Annotated in this window: 16 protein-coding genes; 15 read left to right on the forward strand and 1 reads right to left on the reverse strand. The window is 40.6% G+C overall.

Going from position 1 to position 17,526, the window contains the following annotated elements; genetic code table 11:
- Nucleotides 1–11 precede the first annotated feature (11 nt).
- From MLE14_RS01330 to MLE14_RS01355, 6 genes are all read left to right on the forward strand, one after another.
- Nucleotides 12–947, forward strand: a complete 936-nt coding sequence (locus MLE14_RS01330) for a bifunctional riboflavin kinase/FAD synthetase (protein WP_243296443.1) — start codon at nt 12–14, stop codon at nt 945–947.
- 170 nt (nt 948–1,117) lie between these two features.
- On the forward strand, nt 1,118–1,387 hold the full coding sequence (gene rpsO, locus MLE14_RS01335) for a 30S ribosomal protein S15 (protein WP_243296445.1): 270 nt from the start codon (nt 1,118–1,120) through the stop codon (nt 1,385–1,387).
- A 345-nt stretch (nt 1,388–1,732) separates the two neighbouring features.
- On the forward strand, nt 1,733–3,850 hold the full coding sequence (pnp, locus tag MLE14_RS01340; protein ID WP_243296446.1) for a polyribonucleotide nucleotidyltransferase: 2,118 nt from the start codon (nt 1,733–1,735) through the stop codon (nt 3,848–3,850).
- A gap of 147 nt (nt 3,851–3,997) precedes the next feature.
- Nucleotides 3,998–4,975: a polysaccharide deacetylase family protein gene (locus tag MLE14_RS01345; RefSeq protein WP_243296447.1), complete on the forward strand. Its 978-nt coding sequence runs from the start codon at nt 3,998–4,000 to the stop codon at nt 4,973–4,975.
- 32 nt (nt 4,976–5,007) lie between these two features.
- Complete coding sequence (locus MLE14_RS01350) at nt 5,008–6,267, forward strand: M16 family metallopeptidase (RefSeq protein WP_243296448.1); 1,260 nt, start codon at nt 5,008–5,010, stop codon at nt 6,265–6,267.
- 270 nt (nt 6,268–6,537) lie between these two features.
- On the forward strand, nt 6,538–6,801 hold the full coding sequence (locus tag MLE14_RS01355) for a YlmC/YmxH family sporulation protein (RefSeq protein ID WP_243296449.1): 264 nt from the start codon (nt 6,538–6,540) through the stop codon (nt 6,799–6,801).
- Here MLE14_RS01355 and MLE14_RS01360 read toward each other — a convergent pair.
- On the reverse strand, nt 6,752–7,138 hold the full coding sequence (locus MLE14_RS01360; protein ID WP_243296450.1) for a hypothetical protein: 387 nt from the start codon (nt 7,136–7,138) through the stop codon (nt 6,752–6,754). The genes MLE14_RS01355 and MLE14_RS01360 overlap by 50 nt on opposite strands.
- A 119-nt stretch (nt 7,139–7,257) precedes the next feature.
- Between MLE14_RS01360 and dpaA the strand changes: the two genes are divergently transcribed.
- The 9 genes from dpaA (at nt 7,258) to MLE14_RS01405 (ending at nt 17,429) form a co-directional block, all read left to right on the forward strand.
- Complete coding sequence (gene dpaA, locus MLE14_RS01365) at nt 7,258–8,151, forward strand: dipicolinic acid synthetase subunit A (protein ID WP_243296570.1); 894 nt, start codon at nt 7,258–7,260, stop codon at nt 8,149–8,151.
- 8 nt (nt 8,152–8,159) lie between these two features.
- Nucleotides 8,160–8,762, forward strand: a complete 603-nt coding sequence (locus tag MLE14_RS01370; RefSeq protein ID WP_243296451.1) for a dipicolinate synthase subunit B — start codon at nt 8,160–8,162, stop codon at nt 8,760–8,762.
- 115 nt (nt 8,763–8,877) lie between these two features.
- The gene (gene asd, locus MLE14_RS01375; RefSeq protein ID WP_243296452.1) at nt 8,878–9,936 is read left to right on the forward strand and encodes an aspartate-semialdehyde dehydrogenase; all 1,059 of its coding nucleotides are present in this window, start codon (nt 8,878–8,880) and stop codon (nt 9,934–9,936) included.
- A 72-nt stretch (nt 9,937–10,008) separates the two neighbouring features.
- A complete protein-coding gene (gene dapG / locus MLE14_RS01380; protein WP_243296453.1) occupies nt 10,009–11,265 on the forward strand; it encodes an aspartate kinase in 1,257 nt (418 codons plus the stop codon).
- Nucleotides 11,266–11,280: 15 nt separating this feature from the next.
- The gene (dapA, locus tag MLE14_RS01385) at nt 11,281–12,153 is read left to right on the forward strand and encodes a 4-hydroxy-tetrahydrodipicolinate synthase (RefSeq protein WP_243296454.1); all 873 of its coding nucleotides are present in this window, start codon (nt 11,281–11,283) and stop codon (nt 12,151–12,153) included.
- Between the two features lie 122 nt (nt 12,154–12,275).
- Complete coding sequence (locus MLE14_RS01390) at nt 12,276–13,943, forward strand: ribonuclease J (RefSeq protein ID WP_243296456.1); 1,668 nt, start codon at nt 12,276–12,278, stop codon at nt 13,941–13,943.
- A gap of 109 nt (nt 13,944–14,052) precedes the next feature.
- Entirely contained in the window at nt 14,053–14,790 is a 738-nt protein-coding gene (locus MLE14_RS01395) for a ClpP family protease (RefSeq protein WP_243296462.1), read from the forward strand.
- Complete coding sequence (locus MLE14_RS01400) at nt 14,787–15,023, forward strand: YlzJ-like family protein (protein ID WP_243296463.1); 237 nt, start codon at nt 14,787–14,789, stop codon at nt 15,021–15,023. The genes MLE14_RS01395 and MLE14_RS01400 overlap by 4 nt, the downstream gene beginning before the upstream one ends.
- An 81-nt stretch (nt 15,024–15,104) precedes the next feature.
- A complete protein-coding gene (locus tag MLE14_RS01405; RefSeq protein WP_243296469.1) occupies nt 15,105–17,429 on the forward strand; it encodes a DNA translocase FtsK in 2,325 nt (774 codons plus the stop codon).
- The last annotated feature ends 97 nt before the right edge of the window (nt 17,430–17,526 follow it).

A 17,526-nucleotide genomic window follows, 5' to 3' on the forward strand; every position in this document is an offset into this window, starting at 1 on the left:
AGTAGGAGACATTGGAAGTCATTGCTTTACATTATCCCCATACTATGAAAAAAGAAGATTTTCCAAAGCTAGCTCTAGCTCTTGGATATTTTGACGGGGTTCATCTAGGTCATCAAAAGGTGATTCAAACCGCTGTTAACTATGCAAAAGAACATCAAATCAAAAGTGCGGTTATGACATTTGATCCGCACCCAATCGTTGTTCTTAAAAAGTCGAGCCATATAGATATGATTACATCATTAGAACAGAAAATAGAATTGATCCGCTCTTTAGGCGTAGATCACGTATTCGTCGTAAGTTTTACAAAAGAGTTTGCCAATTTAGAACCTCAAGAATTTGTCGATCAATATCTGATTGGATTAAATGTTCAGCATGTTGTAGCCGGGTTTGATTACACATATGGCCGGCTCGGCAAGGGAACAATGGCAACTCTGCCGGTGCACTCAAGGGGACAATTTACCCAAACAACGGTAGAAAAGTTAGAAAAGGATGGAATAAAAGTAAGCTCATCCGCGATTCGCAGCTTCTTACTAAACGGTGAGTTGGAAAAGGTCAGGGAGTTTTTAGGCCGATATTTTTCCGTGCATGGCAAAGTTGTTCATGGCAAGAAGCGGGGAAGACAGCTTGGGTTCCCGACAGCGAACATCCGTCTTGACGATGAAACGTTAAAGCCTCCTGTAGGAGTATACGCAGTAAAGGTTTTGGTTCATAATAAATGGTATGTGGGTGCCTGTAATTTTGGCTATAATATCACATTCGAAGATGGTCCGTTAGAACCGCAGGCAGAAGTCTATATTATAGATTTTTCAGGGGATATTTACGGGGAAACCATCGTGGTTGAATGGCATAAACGGCTACGGAATGAGCTCAAATTCGCCAATCTCGATGACCTGATTACGCAAATCAGACAAGATGTGGAAGATGCAAAAGCCGTATTTCAAAACTAATCTATAAATTATTTATAGCCCTAAAGCAGCTATAATAGTAAGCATAGACTTGATTTTTTGCTGAGATAATAGTATGCTATGAAACGTAGTATTTTGAACCTTTGCTTGGCAATTCGACTCACCAACGATTGCTCGGTAATTGGGGATTTTTAGATTAGGAGGTGAAAAGGATGGCAATCACTCAAGAACGCAAACGCCAATTGATTGAAGAGTACAAAACTCACGAAAATGACACTGGTTCTCCAGAAGTTCAAATCGCTGTCCTAACGGAAGAGATCAACAACTTGAACGAACATTTACGTACGCATAAAAAAGATCACCATTCACGTCGTGGTCTTATGAAGATGGTTGGTAGACGCCGTAATCTATTAACATATCTTCGCAACAAGGATGTTCAACGTTACCGTGAGCTTATTAATAAGCTTGGTTTACGTAGATAAACAGCGAAAGCGGGATTATTCCCGCTTTTTCTTATACAATAATTTAGAAATTACTCAACTTTGACAGGTCGTCCCAACCATGGCAGATTGGCGGCAAATCGACATAGGTTCCGTTATCTCTGACAAAATTCATCATGCAAAAGTCGAGTTTAATTATTCGGTTAAAGTGCAATGTTGTTTAATAGAATCAATTAATAAAAACAGCAAGATTACATAATTCAGGTTTTATTTTACATATTCATTTTAAGGTTATAATCGAAAGTGTATACTTATAATAAGAGCAAACTAAAGGTTTAGAGAGAGCTAAACCTCTATAGTGAAAGCAAGAGAGGGGTTTATTTACGAATGGAACAAGAGAAACAAGTCTTTTCCATAGATTGGGCAGGTCGTAAATTGTCTGTTGAAATCGGACAGTTGGCGAAGCAAGCCAATGGCGCAGTTCTTGTCCGATATGGAGATACAGGAGTTTTAAGTACAGCAACGGCTTCAAAAGAACCAAAGAATATGGATTTCTTTCCGCTTACTGTGAATTATGAAGAGAGATTATATGCAGTCGGAAAAATTCCGGGAGGATTTATTAAACGGGAAGGCCGGCCAAGCGAGAAAGCGATCCTGGCAAGCCGATTAATCGACCGTCCGATTCGTCCTTTATTTGCGGATGGATTCCGAAATGAAGTGCAAATTGTTAGTATCGTAATGAGTGTAGACCAGGATTGTTCATCTGAAATGGCAGCTATGTTTGGCTCTTCCCTGGCTCTAACCATCTCCGATATTCCATTTGAAGGTCCGATTGCCGGTGTCGTTGTCGGTCGGGTCGATAATCAATTTATCATCAATCCTACGGTAGAGCAGATGGAAAAAAGTGATATTAACCTGACTGTAGCCGGAACAAAAGACGCGATTAACATGGTTGAAGCGGGTGCAGACGAAGTTCCGGAAGACGTTATGCTTGAAGCTATTATGTTCGGACATGAGGAAATCAAGCGTTTAATTGCCTTCCAAGAAGAGATTCAGGCCAAAGTCGGAAAAGAAAAAATGGAAGTTACACTTTATAAAGTGGATGAAGAGTTAGAGAAAAAAGTGCGTGCCATGTGTGAAACAGAAATGGTACAAGCCGTACAGGTTGTTGAAAAACATGCACGTGAAGATGCGATTCAAGCTGTTAAAAATCGTGTAGTAGAACAATTTGAGGCAGAAGAAGCGGAAGAGGAAATAATCAAGCAGGTAAAAGAAATTCTGCAAAAAATCGTGAAATCAGAAGTACGACGCCTCATTACAGAAGAAAAAGTTCGTCCTGATGGCAGAAAGCTGGACGAAATTCGCCCGCTGTATTCTGAAGTTGGCTTGCTGCCTAGAACACATGGCTCTGGATTGTTTACGAGGGGTCAAACTCAAGCTTTAAGTATCTGTACATTAGGTGCATTGGGCGATGTACAAGTCCTAGACGGTCTTGGCATCGAAGAATCGAAACGATTTATGCATCACTATAACTTCCCTCACTTCTCAGTTGGGGAAACAGGTCCAATCCGCGGTCCTGGCCGAAGAGAAATCGGTCATGGTGCACTTGGCGAGAGAGCGCTAGAGCCTGTTGTGCCGTCAGAAAAAGACTTCCCATATACGATCCGTCTTGTATCTGAAGTATTAGAGTCAAATGGATCTACATCTCAAGCTTCTATTTGTGCCAGTACATTAGCCATGATGGATGCGGGTGTGCCAATTAAAGCACCAGTAGCAGGGATTGCTATGGGACTTGTTAAATCAGGAGAACATTATTCGATATTAACGGATATTCAGGGAATGGAAGACCATCTCGGAGACATGGACTTTAAAGTAGCAGGAACAGAAAAAGGCATAACGGCCTTACAAATGGATATTAAAATCGAAGGTCTGTCCCGTGAAATACTAGAAGAAGCCCTTCAGCAAGCGAAAGCAGGCCGGATGCATATCTTGAAGTCTATGCTTGAAACCCTATCTGCACCAAGAGGGGAATTATCTCCGTACGCGCCAAAAATCTTGCAGATGTCGATTAATCCTGATAAAATCCGTGATGTCATTGGACCAAGCGGTAAACAAATTAACAAGATTATCGAAGAAACTGGCGTAAAAATTGATATTGAACAAGATGGTACAATCTTCATTGCGTCTGCGAACGAAGAAATGAACCAAAAAGCGAAAAAAATCATCGAAGATATTGTGAGAGAGGTAGAAGTTGGACAGCTTTATCTTGGTAAAGTAAAACGAATTGAAAAATTCGGTGCCTTTGTCGAAATCTTTAATGGTAAAGACGGATTGGTTCACATTTCAGAATTAGCTGAGGAAAGAGTGAAATCAGTTGAGGATGTCGTGAAGATTGGTGATGAAATCTTAGTGAAGGTTACGGAAATCGATAAACAAGGTAGAGTGAATCTATCTAGAAAAGCTGTGCTTCGTGACCAAAAGGCTCAAGCAGAAAATCAAGCATAAGTGAAGGTCAGGGCATGAACCCTGATCTTTTTTATACTCATTACATCATATAATAAAGTTTTACAACACTTGATGAGTGAAGATTTGCATCGATTGTTCTACCTTGTCCCTCGAATTCATACTTTAATGATAAGGGGGAAGGTAAGCATGAAACGATACGTTAAATGGCTTTTATGTTTGGTGATTGCTGCTTTATTGATCCAAAATCCATGGACTTCTCAATATGTCAGCAGCTTAAAGCAAGATTCTATTCCAGCCGGGAAAAACATGGAATTATATAATGAAATTCAAGATTATGCCCAATCTGTTTATATCCCGCCGAAAGATGCAAAGATTGATCGGGTTTGGAAAAAAACCCCCGGGTTAAACGGGCTTAAAGTCGATATTGATGCTTCCTACCGAAACATGAAAAAAGAAGGGAAGTTCATTGAAAATCAGCTAGTATATGAGCAAGTCCCGCCATCCGTGCATCTTCGTGATCTGCCGGCTGAGCCTATCTATAAGGGTCATCCTGAGAAGCCCATGATCTCATTTCTTATTAATGTAGCGTGGGGAGAAGAATACTTATTAGATATTTTAGCAACATTAAAAAAGCATAATGTAAAAGCTACCTTTTTTTTAGAGGGCAGATGGGTGCAAAAAAATCCGGACCTTGCTAAAATGATAGCCGAAGGTCATCATGACATTGGGAATCATTCCTACAGCCATCCAGATTTAAAAACCCTTTCATCGGCAAAGACATATGATGAATTAAAAAAGACGAATGAAATCATTGAGGCGACAACGGGGATTAAGCCTGTATGGTTTGCTCCGCCATCAGGTGCATTTCGCAAGGAAACGGTAGAAATTGCGCACCAGCTTAACATGGAGACTATCATGTGGAGCGTTGATTCGATTGACTGGCAAAAGCCAACGAAAGAGGTATGGCTAGGTCGGGTTTTGCCTAAGCTTCATAACGGGGCTATGATTCTGATGCACCCTACAGCATCGACAAGAGATTCAATTGAAACATTGATAATAGAAGCCAAAAAAAGAGGATATCAAATCGGTACCGTCTCAAAATTATTAAGCGAAGAGCGAATCCTTTCAACCAAAGAGGAGCAGCGGCTTTCTGATCACCAATAAGATACATATTCACAGCTAGAGGAGGACTTTATTTGCTAACGAAATATACTTGTAAAAATGGAGTAAGAGTTGTACTAGAAAACATTCCGTCGGTTCGAAGTGTAGCGATCGGTGTTTGGATCGGAACTGGTTCACGAAATGAGTCTGCTGAAAACAATGGAATTTCTCACTTTTTAGAGCACATGTTCTTTAAAGGAACAAAAACGAGAACTGCCAGAGAAATTGCTGAAAGCTTCGATTCAATCGGCGGACAAGTAAATGCCTTTACCTCAAAAGAGTATACTTGTTATTATGCTAAAGTACTGGATACACATGCCTCCTTTGCACTGGATGTGTTAGCCGATATGTTTTTTAACTCAACCTTTGAAGAGGGAGAGCTTCAAAAAGAGAAAAATGTCGTATATGAAGAAATTAAAATGTATGAGGATACACCGGATGATATTGTTCATGATCTATTAAGCCAAGCGATTTACGGCAATCATCCTCTCGGTTACCCAATTCTTGGAACAGAAGAAACATTAAAAACCTTCAACGGCGATTCATTAAGAAACTATATGCAAGAACGCTATACGCCTGAGAATGTAGTGATTTCAATCGCCGGAAATATTTCAGATAGCTTTATTAAAGAAGTAGAAAAATATTTCGGTGATTACCAAACTTCCATTTCCAGCAATGATAATGAAACACAGCCTTCCTTTCATCAGCAATTTTTTACAAGGAAAAAGGATGTAGAACAGGCTCATCTTTGCTTAGGATTTAACGGCTATCCGGTAGGTCATGAAAAAGTATACAGTTTAATTGTATTGAACAATATTTTAGGCGGAAGCATGAGCAGCCGTTTGTTCCAGGAAGTCCGGGAACAAAGAGGCTTAGCCTATTCAGTCTATTCCTATCACACCTCTTATAAGGACAGCGGCTCTGTTACGATTTATGGGGGTACCGGAGCTAAACAATTGGATTTATTATATGAAACCATTGATCAGACATTAAAACAATTAAAACAAGATGGTGTCACTGAAAAGGAATTGCACAACAGCAAGGAGCAACTCAAAGGAAATTTGATGCTAAGTTTAGAAAGCACCAATAGCCGCATGAGCCGAAACGGAAAAAATGAATTATTACTAAAACGACATCGGACTTTAGATGAAATAACGGAGGAAATTGATTCGGTTACATTAGAAGATGTAGCCAGAGTCGCTAATGAAATCTTCCAGGAAGGTCAGCTATCCGTATCTCTGATTAGTCCGGAGGGCAAACTGCCTGCAGTTTTACAGGAAAAGGTCGAAATATGAGTTGAATGAAAAGGCCCGGTCCCTTGCATGGTGTGAGGGGTCGGGTTTTTTGTTTTTGCGAAAGTATTAGTGCAAGTAGGCAATCGCCTGCGCACTAGCCCTAAGATTTAGCAAAAATAGAAGGCAATCGTGCAACTTTATAAAATGTGGGGAAAGCACTGTAAAACCATTTCCACGTAAAACTTTATTAAAATTCAAAAGTTTCATTCTAAAAGCTCGCCTTTATCTATACATATGAATAAGGACAAACTTCTGAAGGGAGCTTGAATGATGAGATTAAGTGAACTGAGTGGAAAAGAAATCGTCGACGTCAAGAAAGCGGAGAGATTAGGAGTCCTTGGTCAAACCGATTTAGAAATTAATGAAAAAGGCCAAATTTTAGCGTTGCTGATCCCTACAGGTAAATGGTTCGGATTTAAGCGTCAGGGGGGAGAAATCCGTGTTCCTTGGAAGCATATTAAAAAAATTGGAAGCGACATGATTATTATCGATATTCCGGATGAAACGGAAGAGGCATTCGAAGAAACTGTATAAAAACCGCAGCCATGCGGTTTTTTATTTTTTTACTTTCACACGCCTCATTAATATAATAGGGTTCTCCATAAGGATAGATGATTGCATGATTATTACAGCCATACGTTTCGCTATCTGTGACAAAATAGGGAAAATCCTGGTCTAAACGGACATACGTTCCGTTAATAGCGTAAATATATACGATTTTCCCATAATTTTCGGCAAATAACGAATCGTATGTCCGATTGGGTGTCATAAAAAGGAGTTTTGGCAAGAATAACGGATCATATGTCCGGAATGAACATCCATAAGCTTGAAATTCCTCCTCCCTCCCAAACCATCGCCTCCACCCAATCATCTTCATAATTCTTCTAGATTTCTTTCTCACCGAACAGGGCATCTGCTCATAAACTGATGAAGGAGTAAGGTTTTGGATGAATGAGAAATGCCCTGAAACCAAAAGAAGGTGATAGTGACATGCTGACAGGAATGCACGTAGCTGTCATTGGCGGAGATGCCAGACAGCTTGAAATCATTAAGATGCTGATTGAACAAGATGCAAAAATTACACTGATAGGCTTTGAACAATTAGATCATGCATTTACAGGTGCTGCAAAAGAGAAAATTACTGAAGCGGATTTTAGTGATCTGGATGCAATTATACTGCCTGTAGCAGGGACCAATAATGAAGGCCAGGTAGATACGATTTTTTCAAATGAAAAGGTAGTACTTACAGAGGAACTATTAAAACAAACTCCAGAACATTGCGCAATTTATTCTGGGATCAGCAATCCTTATTTAGACAAAATGACTTCAGGTGCAAAACGAAAACTGGTTAAATTATTTGCGCGTGATGATGTAGCCATCTACAATTCGATTCCAACCGTGGAGGGAACCATTATGATGGCAATCCAGCACACTGATTTTACGATTCATGGATCCAATGTGATTGTACTGGGTCTGGGAAGAGTCGGAATGAGTGTTGCGCGAGCATTTGCAAGTTTGGGCGCCAAGGTTAAAGTAGGAGCCCGTAAGTCAGAACATATTGCCCGAATTTCTGAGATGGGTCTGACGCCTTTTCACTTAGATGATTTTGATTCAGTTGTAAGAGATGTAGACATTTGCATTAATACGATTCCTGCTTTAATCGTAAAAGCGTCTGTTATCTCGAGAATGCCTTCTCACACACTAATTATTGATATAGCTTCCAAACCAGGAGGAACTGACTTCAGATACGCTGAAAAACGCGGGATAAAAGCTCTTCTGGCTCCAAGTTTACCAGGAATTGTCGCCCCCAAGACAGCAGGTCAAATATTAGCTGGGGTCCTTTCTCAGCTTTTAGAACAGGATTTAAAAAGTAGAAAGGGGTAGAACGGTTTATGAGTTTGAAAGGAAAAAGAATTGGATTCGGAATCACGGGTTCACATTGTACGTATGAGGAGGTTTTTCCTGAAATAGAAGGTCTGGTGAATGAGGGAGCTGAAGTCGTTCCCGTTGTCTCCTTCACCGTTAAAAGCACCAATACACGTTTTGGCGAAGGGGCTGAATGGATCCGCAAAATTGAAGAGGTGACGGGAAGAGAAGTGATTGATTCGATTGTCAAGGCAGAGCCGCTTGGACCGAAAGAACCGCTTGATTGTATGGTGATTGCCCCATTAACGGGTAACTCGATGAGTAAGCTGGCCAATGCATTAACCGATTCACCGCCGCTGATGGCTGCTAAAGCGACGCTGCGAAACTATCGCCCGGTTGTGCTAGGAATTTCAACAAACGATGCGTTAGGTTTAAATGGTGTAAATTTAATGAAGCTGATGGCTGCAAAGGATATATATTTTATTCCATTTGGCCAGGATGATCCATTTAATAAGCCGAAGTCGATGGTGGCAGATATGACATTATTAAAAGATACGGTCTTAGCAGCCCTTGAAGGCAAGCAATTCCAGCCTGTTTTAAGAGAAAGATATAAAAAGCAAGGAATATAAACAAAACCCCCTTTCTTTTCTTAAAAAATGGTGATATAGTATTTTAATTCAATCGATTGTATCAGTCATAGAATATGATAAAATAAGGATAATCACAAATGAAAGGGAGTCACCTATGGAGAGAAATACCGGATACCACGTTGCAGTAGTAGGAGCAACGGGTGCAGTTGGAGAACAAATGCTCAAAACGTTAGAAGCATTAGAATTTCCTATAAGTCAATTAACCTTACTTTCTTCTGCCCGTTCTGCCGGCAAGAAGATTACTTTTAAGGATCAAGAATATACGGTTCAAGAAGCAAAGCCTGAAAGCTTTGAAGGTATAGATATTGCCCTGTTTAGCGCAGGCGGGAGTGTCTCAAAACTATTAGCTCCTGAAGCCGTTAAGCGCGGGGCGGTAGTGGTTGATAACACAAGCGCATTCAGAATGGATCCGAATGTGCCGCTTGTTGTTCCCGAAGTAAATGAAAAAGACTTGCACGATCACCAAGGGATTATCGCTAATCCAAACTGTTCTACGATTCAAATGGTGGTAGCGCTTGAGCCTATCAGAAAAGCGTTTGGCTTGAAAAAAGTCGTAGTCTCGACGTACCAAGCTGTATCTGGTGCTGGTCATATGGCAATCGAAGAATTGAAGACTCAAGCAGAAGCAATGCTAAAGGGAGAAACGGCTGAACCAAAAATTCTCCCAGTAAAAGGGGATAAAAAGCATTATCCGATCGCCTTTAATGCGATTCCGCAAATTGATGTCTTCCAGGAAAATGGTTTTACCTATGAAGAAATGAAAATGATCAATGAAACGAAAAAGATTATGCATATGCCTGAATTAAAAGTAGCTGCTACATGTGTTCGATTGCCAGTAGTTGCCGGACACTCTGAATCTGTTTATATCGAAGTTGAAAAAGACGGGGTCACAACAGACGAAATCAGAACCTTACTAAGTCAAGCGGATGGTGTAACATTAGAGGACAATCCTGAAGAACAAATTTACCCAATGCCTTTATTCGCCGAAGGAAAACCGGATGTGTTTGTCGGAAGAATTAGAAAAGATTTGGATGAAGACCGCGGTTTCCACTTATGGGTTGTGTCTGATAACCTCCTCAAAGGGGCGGCATGGAATTCTGTTCAGATTGCATGGTCTCTAGTGAAACAAGATTTGTTAACAAGAAAAAACTAGAACAGTAAAATGTATAAAGTAAATAATATGTCTGCCAAGATAGACTGTTCACAACATAATTGGGGTGGAAGTATGAAAATCGTTGTACAAAAATTTGGTGGTACTTCGGTGAAAAATGAAGAAGGGCGTTCGTATGCGATCTCTCATATTAAAGATGCGATAAAAGATGGGTACAAAGTAGTCGCTGTTGTTTCCGCTATGGGAAGACAGGGAGATCCGTATTCGACTGATTCTTTATTATCGTTAATAAATGGCGCCAAAACTCATGTAAGCAAAAGAGAACAAGATTTGCTTTTATCCTGCGGAGAGCTGATTTCAAGCATTGTTTTTTCAAACGAATGTCAGAAAAGCGGGCTAAAGGCCATCAGTTTAACCGGTGCTCAGGCTGGATTTAGAACCAACGAAGAGCACACAGCTGCAAGAATTATAGAGATGAGATGTGATCGCTTATTATCAGAATTAGCGAAACATGATGTTGTAATTGTGGCCGGGTTCCAAGGTGCAACAAAAAGCGGTGAAATCACAACGATTGGCCGTGGCGGCAGCGATACATCGGCTGCAGCACTAGGGGCCGCTTTAAATGCAGAATGGATTGATATCTTTACAGATGTGGAAGGCGTCATGACAGCAGATCCAAGAATTGCTGAAAAAGCGCGCCCATTGTCTGTTGTGACTTATAATGAAATTTGCAATATGGCTTATCAGGGTGCCAAAGTGATTCACCCGAGAGCCGTAGAAATTGCCATGCAGGCAAAAATTCCAATTCGGATTCGTTCCACTTATTCGAAAGGACCGGGAACTCTTGTCACAACGATCAATCGCGGAAATCGCGGCAGTGATGTGAAGGAAAAGCCAGTTACCGGTATTGCTCATCTGGCTCCAGTGACACAAATTAAGGTTAGAGCCAAAAAGGCAGAATATGATCTTCAGGCTAAAGTCTTTAAAGCTATGGCAATGGAACAGATTAGTGTAGATTTAATCAATATCTCTCCAAACGGAGTCGTCTATACAGTTTTAGATAGTGTGACAGAAAAGGCACTTCATACCCTAAGATCTATTGGTCTTGATCCGCAATATGAAACTGGATGTGCCAAGGTCTCAGTTGTCGGAGCGGGAATGACAGGTGTGCCCGGGGTTACGGCTAAAATTGTTTCGGCACTTACGGATAAAGGGATTCGAATTCTCCAATCAGCTGACAGTCATACGACGATTTGGGTACTTGTTAAAGAAAGCGATCTAAAGACAGCTGTAAACGCACTGCACGATGCTTTTGAACTTGAAAAAGAAACAGCTGATATTCGGGCATTGCATTTTTTGCAAAAACCATAATGAGGAAGTGATTGGATGGCTTTATTTGGTAGGGTTTCTACTGCAATGGTAACGCCATTTGATAAAAGAGGAAACATCGATTTTGGAAAAACATCCCAATTGATAGAGTATTTAATAGCCAGCGGCACGGATTCTTTAGTAGTAGCTGGAACAACTGGAGAATCTGCTACTTTAACGACGGAAGAAAAGGTTGCCCTTTTTCGTCATGTCGTAAAAGTAGTGAATAAACGTATCCCTGTTATTGCGGGAACAGGTTCTAATAACACCTATGCATCTCTTGAGCTAACGAAAAGGGCAGAAGCTGAAGGTGTAGATGGATGCCTGTTAGTTGTTCCATACTACAACAAACCCAGTCAGCAAGGAATCTATCAGCATTTTAAAACAATTGCAGAAGGAACTTCCTTACCAGTCATGCTCTATAATGTTCCAAGCCGCACAGTAGCGAATATGGATCCGGAGACTGTCATCAGACTTGCCGAGATCCCAAATGTGGTTGCGCTTAAAGAAGCGGGCGGGAGCTTAGATGCCATGACAGAAGTAATTGCGAATACACCTGATGATTTCTATTTATATAGTGGTGAAGATGGGTTAACTCTTCCAGCTCTTGCAGTGGGCGGAGCAGGTGTTGTCTCTGTTGCCTCTCATGTGATAGGTAATGAAATGCAAGAGATGATTCAGCTTTTTGTATCAGGAAATACGCAAGGGGCTGCCAAACTCCATCAAAAGCTATTGCCTTTCATGAAAGAAATTTTTAAAGCTCCGAGTCCGGCTCCGATTAAAACGGCTTTACAGATTAGGGGATTAGATGTAGGTTCGGTTCGTTTACCTTTAGTCCCGTTATCAGAGAACGAGAGAGTTTCTTTAATGAAGGTTATGCAGGCGCTCTGAAACCACCATATTTTTGGTGGTTTTTTTGTACATATAATTTGGGTATATCGTTGTAGGAATCATTGTTCTCCTTTTATAATAAAAGGAATAAGGTAGTTATTACGACTTAGGAGGAGCAAAATTTGACATCGCAAACAGAAAATATTCGAATTATTCCACTTGGTGGAGTAGGAGAAGTCGGGAAAAATATGATGGTCGTTGAGGTCCAGGATCAGCTTTTCATCTTGGACGCCGGGATCATGCTGCCAGAAACGGAAATGTTCGGGATTGATATCGTCATCCCTGATATGAATTACATAATTGAAAATCAGGATCGGGTGAAAGCAATTCTACTATCACATGGGCACGAGGACCATATTGGGGCGCTTCCATACTTATTGAGATATGTAAAGGCTCCCGTCTATGGGACGAAACTGACTCTTGCTTACGTCAAAGCACTAATAAAAGAGATTGGCATAAAAGGAACCCATAAATTTTTTGAAATTAATCCTAAAAAAACCTTAAGATTTGATAGCGTTTCGGTTTCCTTTTTTAAAACCAATCATACGATTCCTGATTCTGTTGGAATCTGCATTTATACTTCGTTAGGAACAGTTGTGTATACAGGAGACTTTAAATTTGATCAATCCGCATCGAAAGCTTATCAAAGTGACTTAGGCAAAATGGCGCAAATCGGCGAAAAGGGAGTCCTTTGTCTGCTTTCGGACAGTATGCAGGCTGAAACTCCAGGGTATACCACGCCTGATTCCTTTTTATATAAAGAAATGTCACATACTTTTCAGACGGCAGATGGAAGAATCGTGGTGGGCTGTTATATTTCGGATTTAATTCGGATTCAGCAAGTTTTGGATGCAGCTGCTGAGAATAACCGCAAAGTTGTGATTTTAGGCAAGAATGTAAAATCCAAATTAGATCCGGCCATAAGTTTAGGGTATTTGGAATTAAATGACGAGTGTGTAATCGAACCATCCGAAATAAGTGAATATGCCGATTACGAGCTTGTGTTTTTAGTAACAGGCACTCATGGAGATCTATTTGAGACATTACAAAAAATCGCTTCCGGTCAAAATCGTACCCTGCAAATTCAAGCTGGTGATACTGTTCTGCTTTCAACCCATGTTCCTATGGGCGGTGAGGTTTTCTTATTTAAAACAATGGATGTTTTAAGCAGAGCTGGAGCGACGGTTCGTTCTTCGCACAAGCTTTTGCATGGGGACGGCCACGGCAGTCAGGAAGATTTAAAGCTAATGCTGAATCTGATGCAGCCTCAATATTTTATTCCGGTGCATGGAGAGTTCAAATCTCTTTTTGCTCATGCAAATTTGGCTAGAGAATTAGGAATTGCAAGTGAAAACATTGTGATTCCTGACCGCGGTGATGTGATAGAGATTAGTGAAAAAGGGATGGAACAAGTAGAAAAAGTAACAGCCGGAAATGTTTTAATTGACGGAAGCGGAGTTGGCGATATCGGCAATATTGTGTTAAGGGACCGCAAGCTTTTATCGCAGGATGGAATCTTTATTGTGGTGGTAACGATCAATAAAGTAAAAAGAACCATTGTATCAGGTCCTGAAATTATTTCCCGCGGCTTTGTATATGTAAGAGAATCTGAAAAACTGATGGAAGATTCATCAGCCAAAGTTCGGGAAATTGTAGAAAATATTTTACAGGACGCTGGGTCCATCGATTGGACATTATTAAAACAGAATATTCGTGACCAGCTCCATTCCTTTTTATTTGAGCAAACTAAAAGAAGACCTATGATCCTTCCTATTATTATGGAGATTTAATTTTATATTCCGGATTTTTCCCCTTTTCATGAAAGGTTGGCTTTGGAAGAATGAATTTTTCCAGTACGTCCATACTATTGTTAAAGCCTTTGATGAAAGGGGATTTTTTATGTACTCTAATGATCAGGAAGAGCGGGAGGATCAAAAGGACGATCAGAAGTCATCAGGATTAATTGATAAAATTCAGCAGCTTGGACAAACCAATGTTCCAACCATGGCGCAAGATACAAATATCCATTGCCTGACGATTGTCGGCCAAATTGAAGGACATATGCAGCTTCCGCCGCAAAATAAAACGACGAAATACGAACATATTATTCCGCAAATTGTTGCCATTGAACAAAATCCAAAAATTGAGGGATTGCTGGTCATTTTAAATACAGTAGGCGGAGATGTTGAAGCGGGTCTTGCGATTGCAGAAATGCTGGCTTCCCTTTCCAAACCAACCGTTTCCCTTGTATTGGGAGGCGGGCATTCTATTGGCGTTCCGATTGCAGTAGCCTGTAATTACAGTTTTATCGCTGAAACGGCTACGATGACAATCCATCCGGTCCGCTTAACTGGACTCGTCATCGGTGTACCGCAAACCTTTGAATATCTCGATAAAATGCAAGAGAGAGTCGTTAGTTTCGTTACACGGCACTCAAATATAACAGAAGAAAAATTTAAAGATTTAATGTTTGCCAAAGGCAACTTAACTCGTGATATCGGAACAAATGTAGTAGGGAGGGAAGCGGTTGAATATGGTTTGATTGATGCGGCTGGCGGTGTAGGTTCTGCATTAGAAAAATTAAATGAATTGATTGAGATGAAGAAGAATCAAAAGGAAGAAGGGCTCGTTCAATGATTTTATATACAATTGTGCCGCATGAACATATTTATCCGTCCAATGAAGCTGCATACAGCAAACAAAAATTAATCCAATATAATGGAATTCCTGTGTTAGTGGAGCAGGAAGAAGACTATTCATTTCGAATAGTTAAAATAGTCAGCAGTGACCCTAATCATTTTTTAAGAGAAGATTGCTGTCCTGGTACAAAAATATCGTTTTTTCCGCAAGCGAGTACAACTATGATATAATAAACATCTAAGAAGCAGCCAATAATTGGCTGCTTCTTTACCCATGACAGTTGGTAAGCTTTAAGGGAATAGGTGAAGAAAATGTCTAAAAAGAAAAAACGCAGAAGCTCTCAAAGAAAGGATATAAAACGAACGATACAATTTGAAATTGCAGCCCTTATTTTGTTGGCTTTAACGATCGTGGCCGCATTAGAATTGGGCGTCATCGGAAATGCGATTATTTTTGTTTTTCGCTTTTTCTTTGGTGAATGGTACATATTATTGTTATTAGCCTCCATATCATTAAGCTTTTATTTTATGTGGAAACGAGAATGGCCTTATCTTTTTGGGAGAAGGCTGCTTGGAGTCTATTTAATAACCTGTTCTCTGCTTTTATTAAGTCATGTTACTTTGTTTGAGTTACTTATTTCAGAAAACAATCTCGAACAACCAAGTGTCATTGCTAATACATGGGAGCTGTTCTGGCTTGATGTAAATGGCGAAACGTCTACCCATGATTTGGGCGGAGGAATGATTGGAGCCTTCCTCTTTGCTTTTTCCTATTTTCTCGTAGAGGACTTAGGGACTAAAATTGTAGCCTATATCGTCATTTTGATAGGACTAGCCTTATTAACCGGCAAAACTTTCGGTGATTTATTTGGAAAAGGTATCGAAAGAACCAGCCAGTTCTTCAAGAAGCAATGGTCTACATTTAGAAGTGACATCGCGCAATACAAAGAAAAAAGAAGAGAAAAGAAAGAACAGCGCCAAAGTATGCAAGAACAAATGGAGATAATTGATCCATTGGATGAACACGAAGATCATTTACAAGAAACGAGAGAAGAGCCGATTATTTCTAATTTTGCGGAAAGAGCCTATAAACATCATCAAAAAATTAATGCTGCCGCAGGAAACGAGAAGAAAACAAAACATCATGAGGCTGATTTAGCTGATGAACAAGAAGGTCCCGCGATTCAATTTACAGAAGTTGAAAATAAAGACTATCAGCTTCCGCCCCTGCATTTATTGCAAATGCCAAAACAGTCTGATCAAAGCGGAGAATATGAATTTGTTCATGCCAATGCTGCTAAGCTTGAAAGAACATTTCAAAGCTTTGGCGTTAAAGCTAAAGTCACCCAAGTACATATTGGTCCGGCTGTCACGAAATATGAAGTCCATCCTGATATCGGGGTAAAGGTAAGTAAAATTGTTAATTTATCTGATGATTTAGCGCTGGCACTCGCGGCAAAAGATATCCGAATTGAAGCTCCAATCCCAGGAAAGTCTGCGATTGGAATTGAAGTTCCTAATTCTGAAGTGGCGATGGTTAGTTTGAGGGAGGTCTTAGATGCGACGATTCATATCAAACCTGAATCGAAATTATTGATAGCACTGGGCCGGGATATTACAGGGGAAGCCGTATATGCAGAATTAAATAAAATGCCGCATCTGTTAGTGGCAGGCGCGACCGGGTCAGGAAAGAGTGTCTGTATTAACGGGATCATTACGAGTATATTAATGAGGGCGAAACCGCATGAAGTCAAGTTAATGATGATTGACCCAAAAATGGTCGAGCTAAATGTCTACAATGGAATCCCGCATCTATTGGCTCCGGTTGTTACTGATGCCAAAAAAGCATCGCAAGCCCTGAAAAAGGTCATAAGTGAAATGGAAAGACGCTACGAATTATTCTCACACACCGGTACAAGAAATATCGAAGGGTATAATGAGCTCGTCAAAAAGCAAAATGCTGACAGAGAAGAAAAACAGCCATTGCTTCCTTATATTGTCGTGCTTGTGGACGAGTTGGCGGACTTAATGATGGTTGCCTCCAATGATGTAGAGGATTCGATTACGAGACTGGCACAAATGGCCCGTGCTGCAGGAATTCATTTGATTATAGCGACTCAGCGGCCGTCTGTTGACGTTATCACAGGAGTCATCAAAGCCAATATCCCGTCAAGAATTGCTTTTGCTGTATCATCACAAACAGATTCTAGAACGATCTTAGATATGGGTGGAGCAGAAAAATTATTAGGACGCGGGGACATGCTTTTTCTTCCTGTTGGTGCAGCCAAACCGACCCGGATTCAAGGGGCATTTATGTCTGATGAGGAAGTAGAGGAAGTAGTTGATTTCGTCATTTCTCAACAAAAAGCGCAATACAATGAAGACATGATTCCAGAGGATATTGTCGAAGAGCACGAAGATGTTGATGATGAGCTTTATGAAGACGCGGTTGATTTAGTGGTTGAAATGCAAACAGCTTCTGTATCTATGCTGCAAAGACGGTTTCGGATAGGCTATACGCGGGCAGCCCGCTTAATTGATGAAATGGAAGTTCGTGGTATTGTCGGTCCTTACGAAGGGAGTAAACCGCGTGCTGTATTGGTATCAAAAACGAACGATGAGGCAACGCCTTCGTAAAATAGTTCGGCTGTCGGAATAATTGGCACTAGGCACCATTGTTTCTGGAAAGGGCAGAAATATGGCTTAATACCTAACTCAGACAGCCGATTCTTTT

Source organism: Bacillus litorisediminis (assembly GCF_022808645.1).
In the GTDB taxonomy this organism is placed as follows: domain Bacteria; phylum Bacillota; class Bacilli; order Bacillales; family JC228; genus Bacillus_BF; species Bacillus_BF litorisediminis.

Excerpts from the sequence above, each read along its gene's own strand:
- MLE14_RS01400 (WP_243296463.1), top strand. The coding sequence starts at position 14,787 with ATGATTTTATATACAATTGTGCCGCATGAACATATTTATCCGTCCAAT.
- MLE14_RS01345 (WP_243296447.1), top strand. The coding sequence starts at position 3,998 with ATGAAACGATACGTTAAATGGCTTTTATGTTTGGTGATTGCTGCTTTA.
- MLE14_RS01370 (WP_243296451.1), top strand. The coding sequence starts at position 8,160 with ATGAGTTTGAAAGGAAAAAGAATTGGATTCGGAATCACGGGTTCACAT.
- dapG (WP_243296453.1), top strand. The coding sequence starts at position 10,009 with ATGAAAATCGTTGTACAAAAATTTGGTGGTACTTCGGTGAAAAATGAA.
- asd (WP_243296452.1), top strand. The coding sequence starts at position 8,878 with ATGGAGAGAAATACCGGATACCACGTTGCAGTAGTAGGAGCAACGGGT.
- MLE14_RS01355 (WP_243296449.1), top strand. The coding sequence starts at position 6,538 with ATGAGATTAAGTGAACTGAGTGGAAAAGAAATCGTCGACGTCAAGAAA.
- MLE14_RS01405 (WP_243296469.1), top strand. The coding sequence starts at position 15,105 with ATGTCTAAAAAGAAAAAACGCAGAAGCTCTCAAAGAAAGGATATAAAA.
- MLE14_RS01395 (WP_243296462.1), top strand. The coding sequence starts at position 14,053 with ATGTACTCTAATGATCAGGAAGAGCGGGAGGATCAAAAGGACGATCAG.
- dpaA (WP_243296570.1), top strand. The coding sequence starts at position 7,258 with ATGCTGACAGGAATGCACGTAGCTGTCATTGGCGGAGATGCCAGACAG.
- rpsO (WP_243296445.1), top strand. The coding sequence starts at position 1,118 with ATGGCAATCACTCAAGAACGCAAACGCCAATTGATTGAAGAGTACAAA.
- dapA (WP_243296454.1), top strand. The coding sequence starts at position 11,281 with ATGGCTTTATTTGGTAGGGTTTCTACTGCAATGGTAACGCCATTTGAT.
- MLE14_RS01360 (WP_243296450.1), bottom strand. The coding sequence starts at position 7,138 with ATGATTGGGTGGAGGCGATGGTTTGGGAGGGAGGAGGAATTTCAAGCT.
- pnp (WP_243296446.1), top strand. The coding sequence starts at position 1,733 with ATGGAACAAGAGAAACAAGTCTTTTCCATAGATTGGGCAGGTCGTAAA.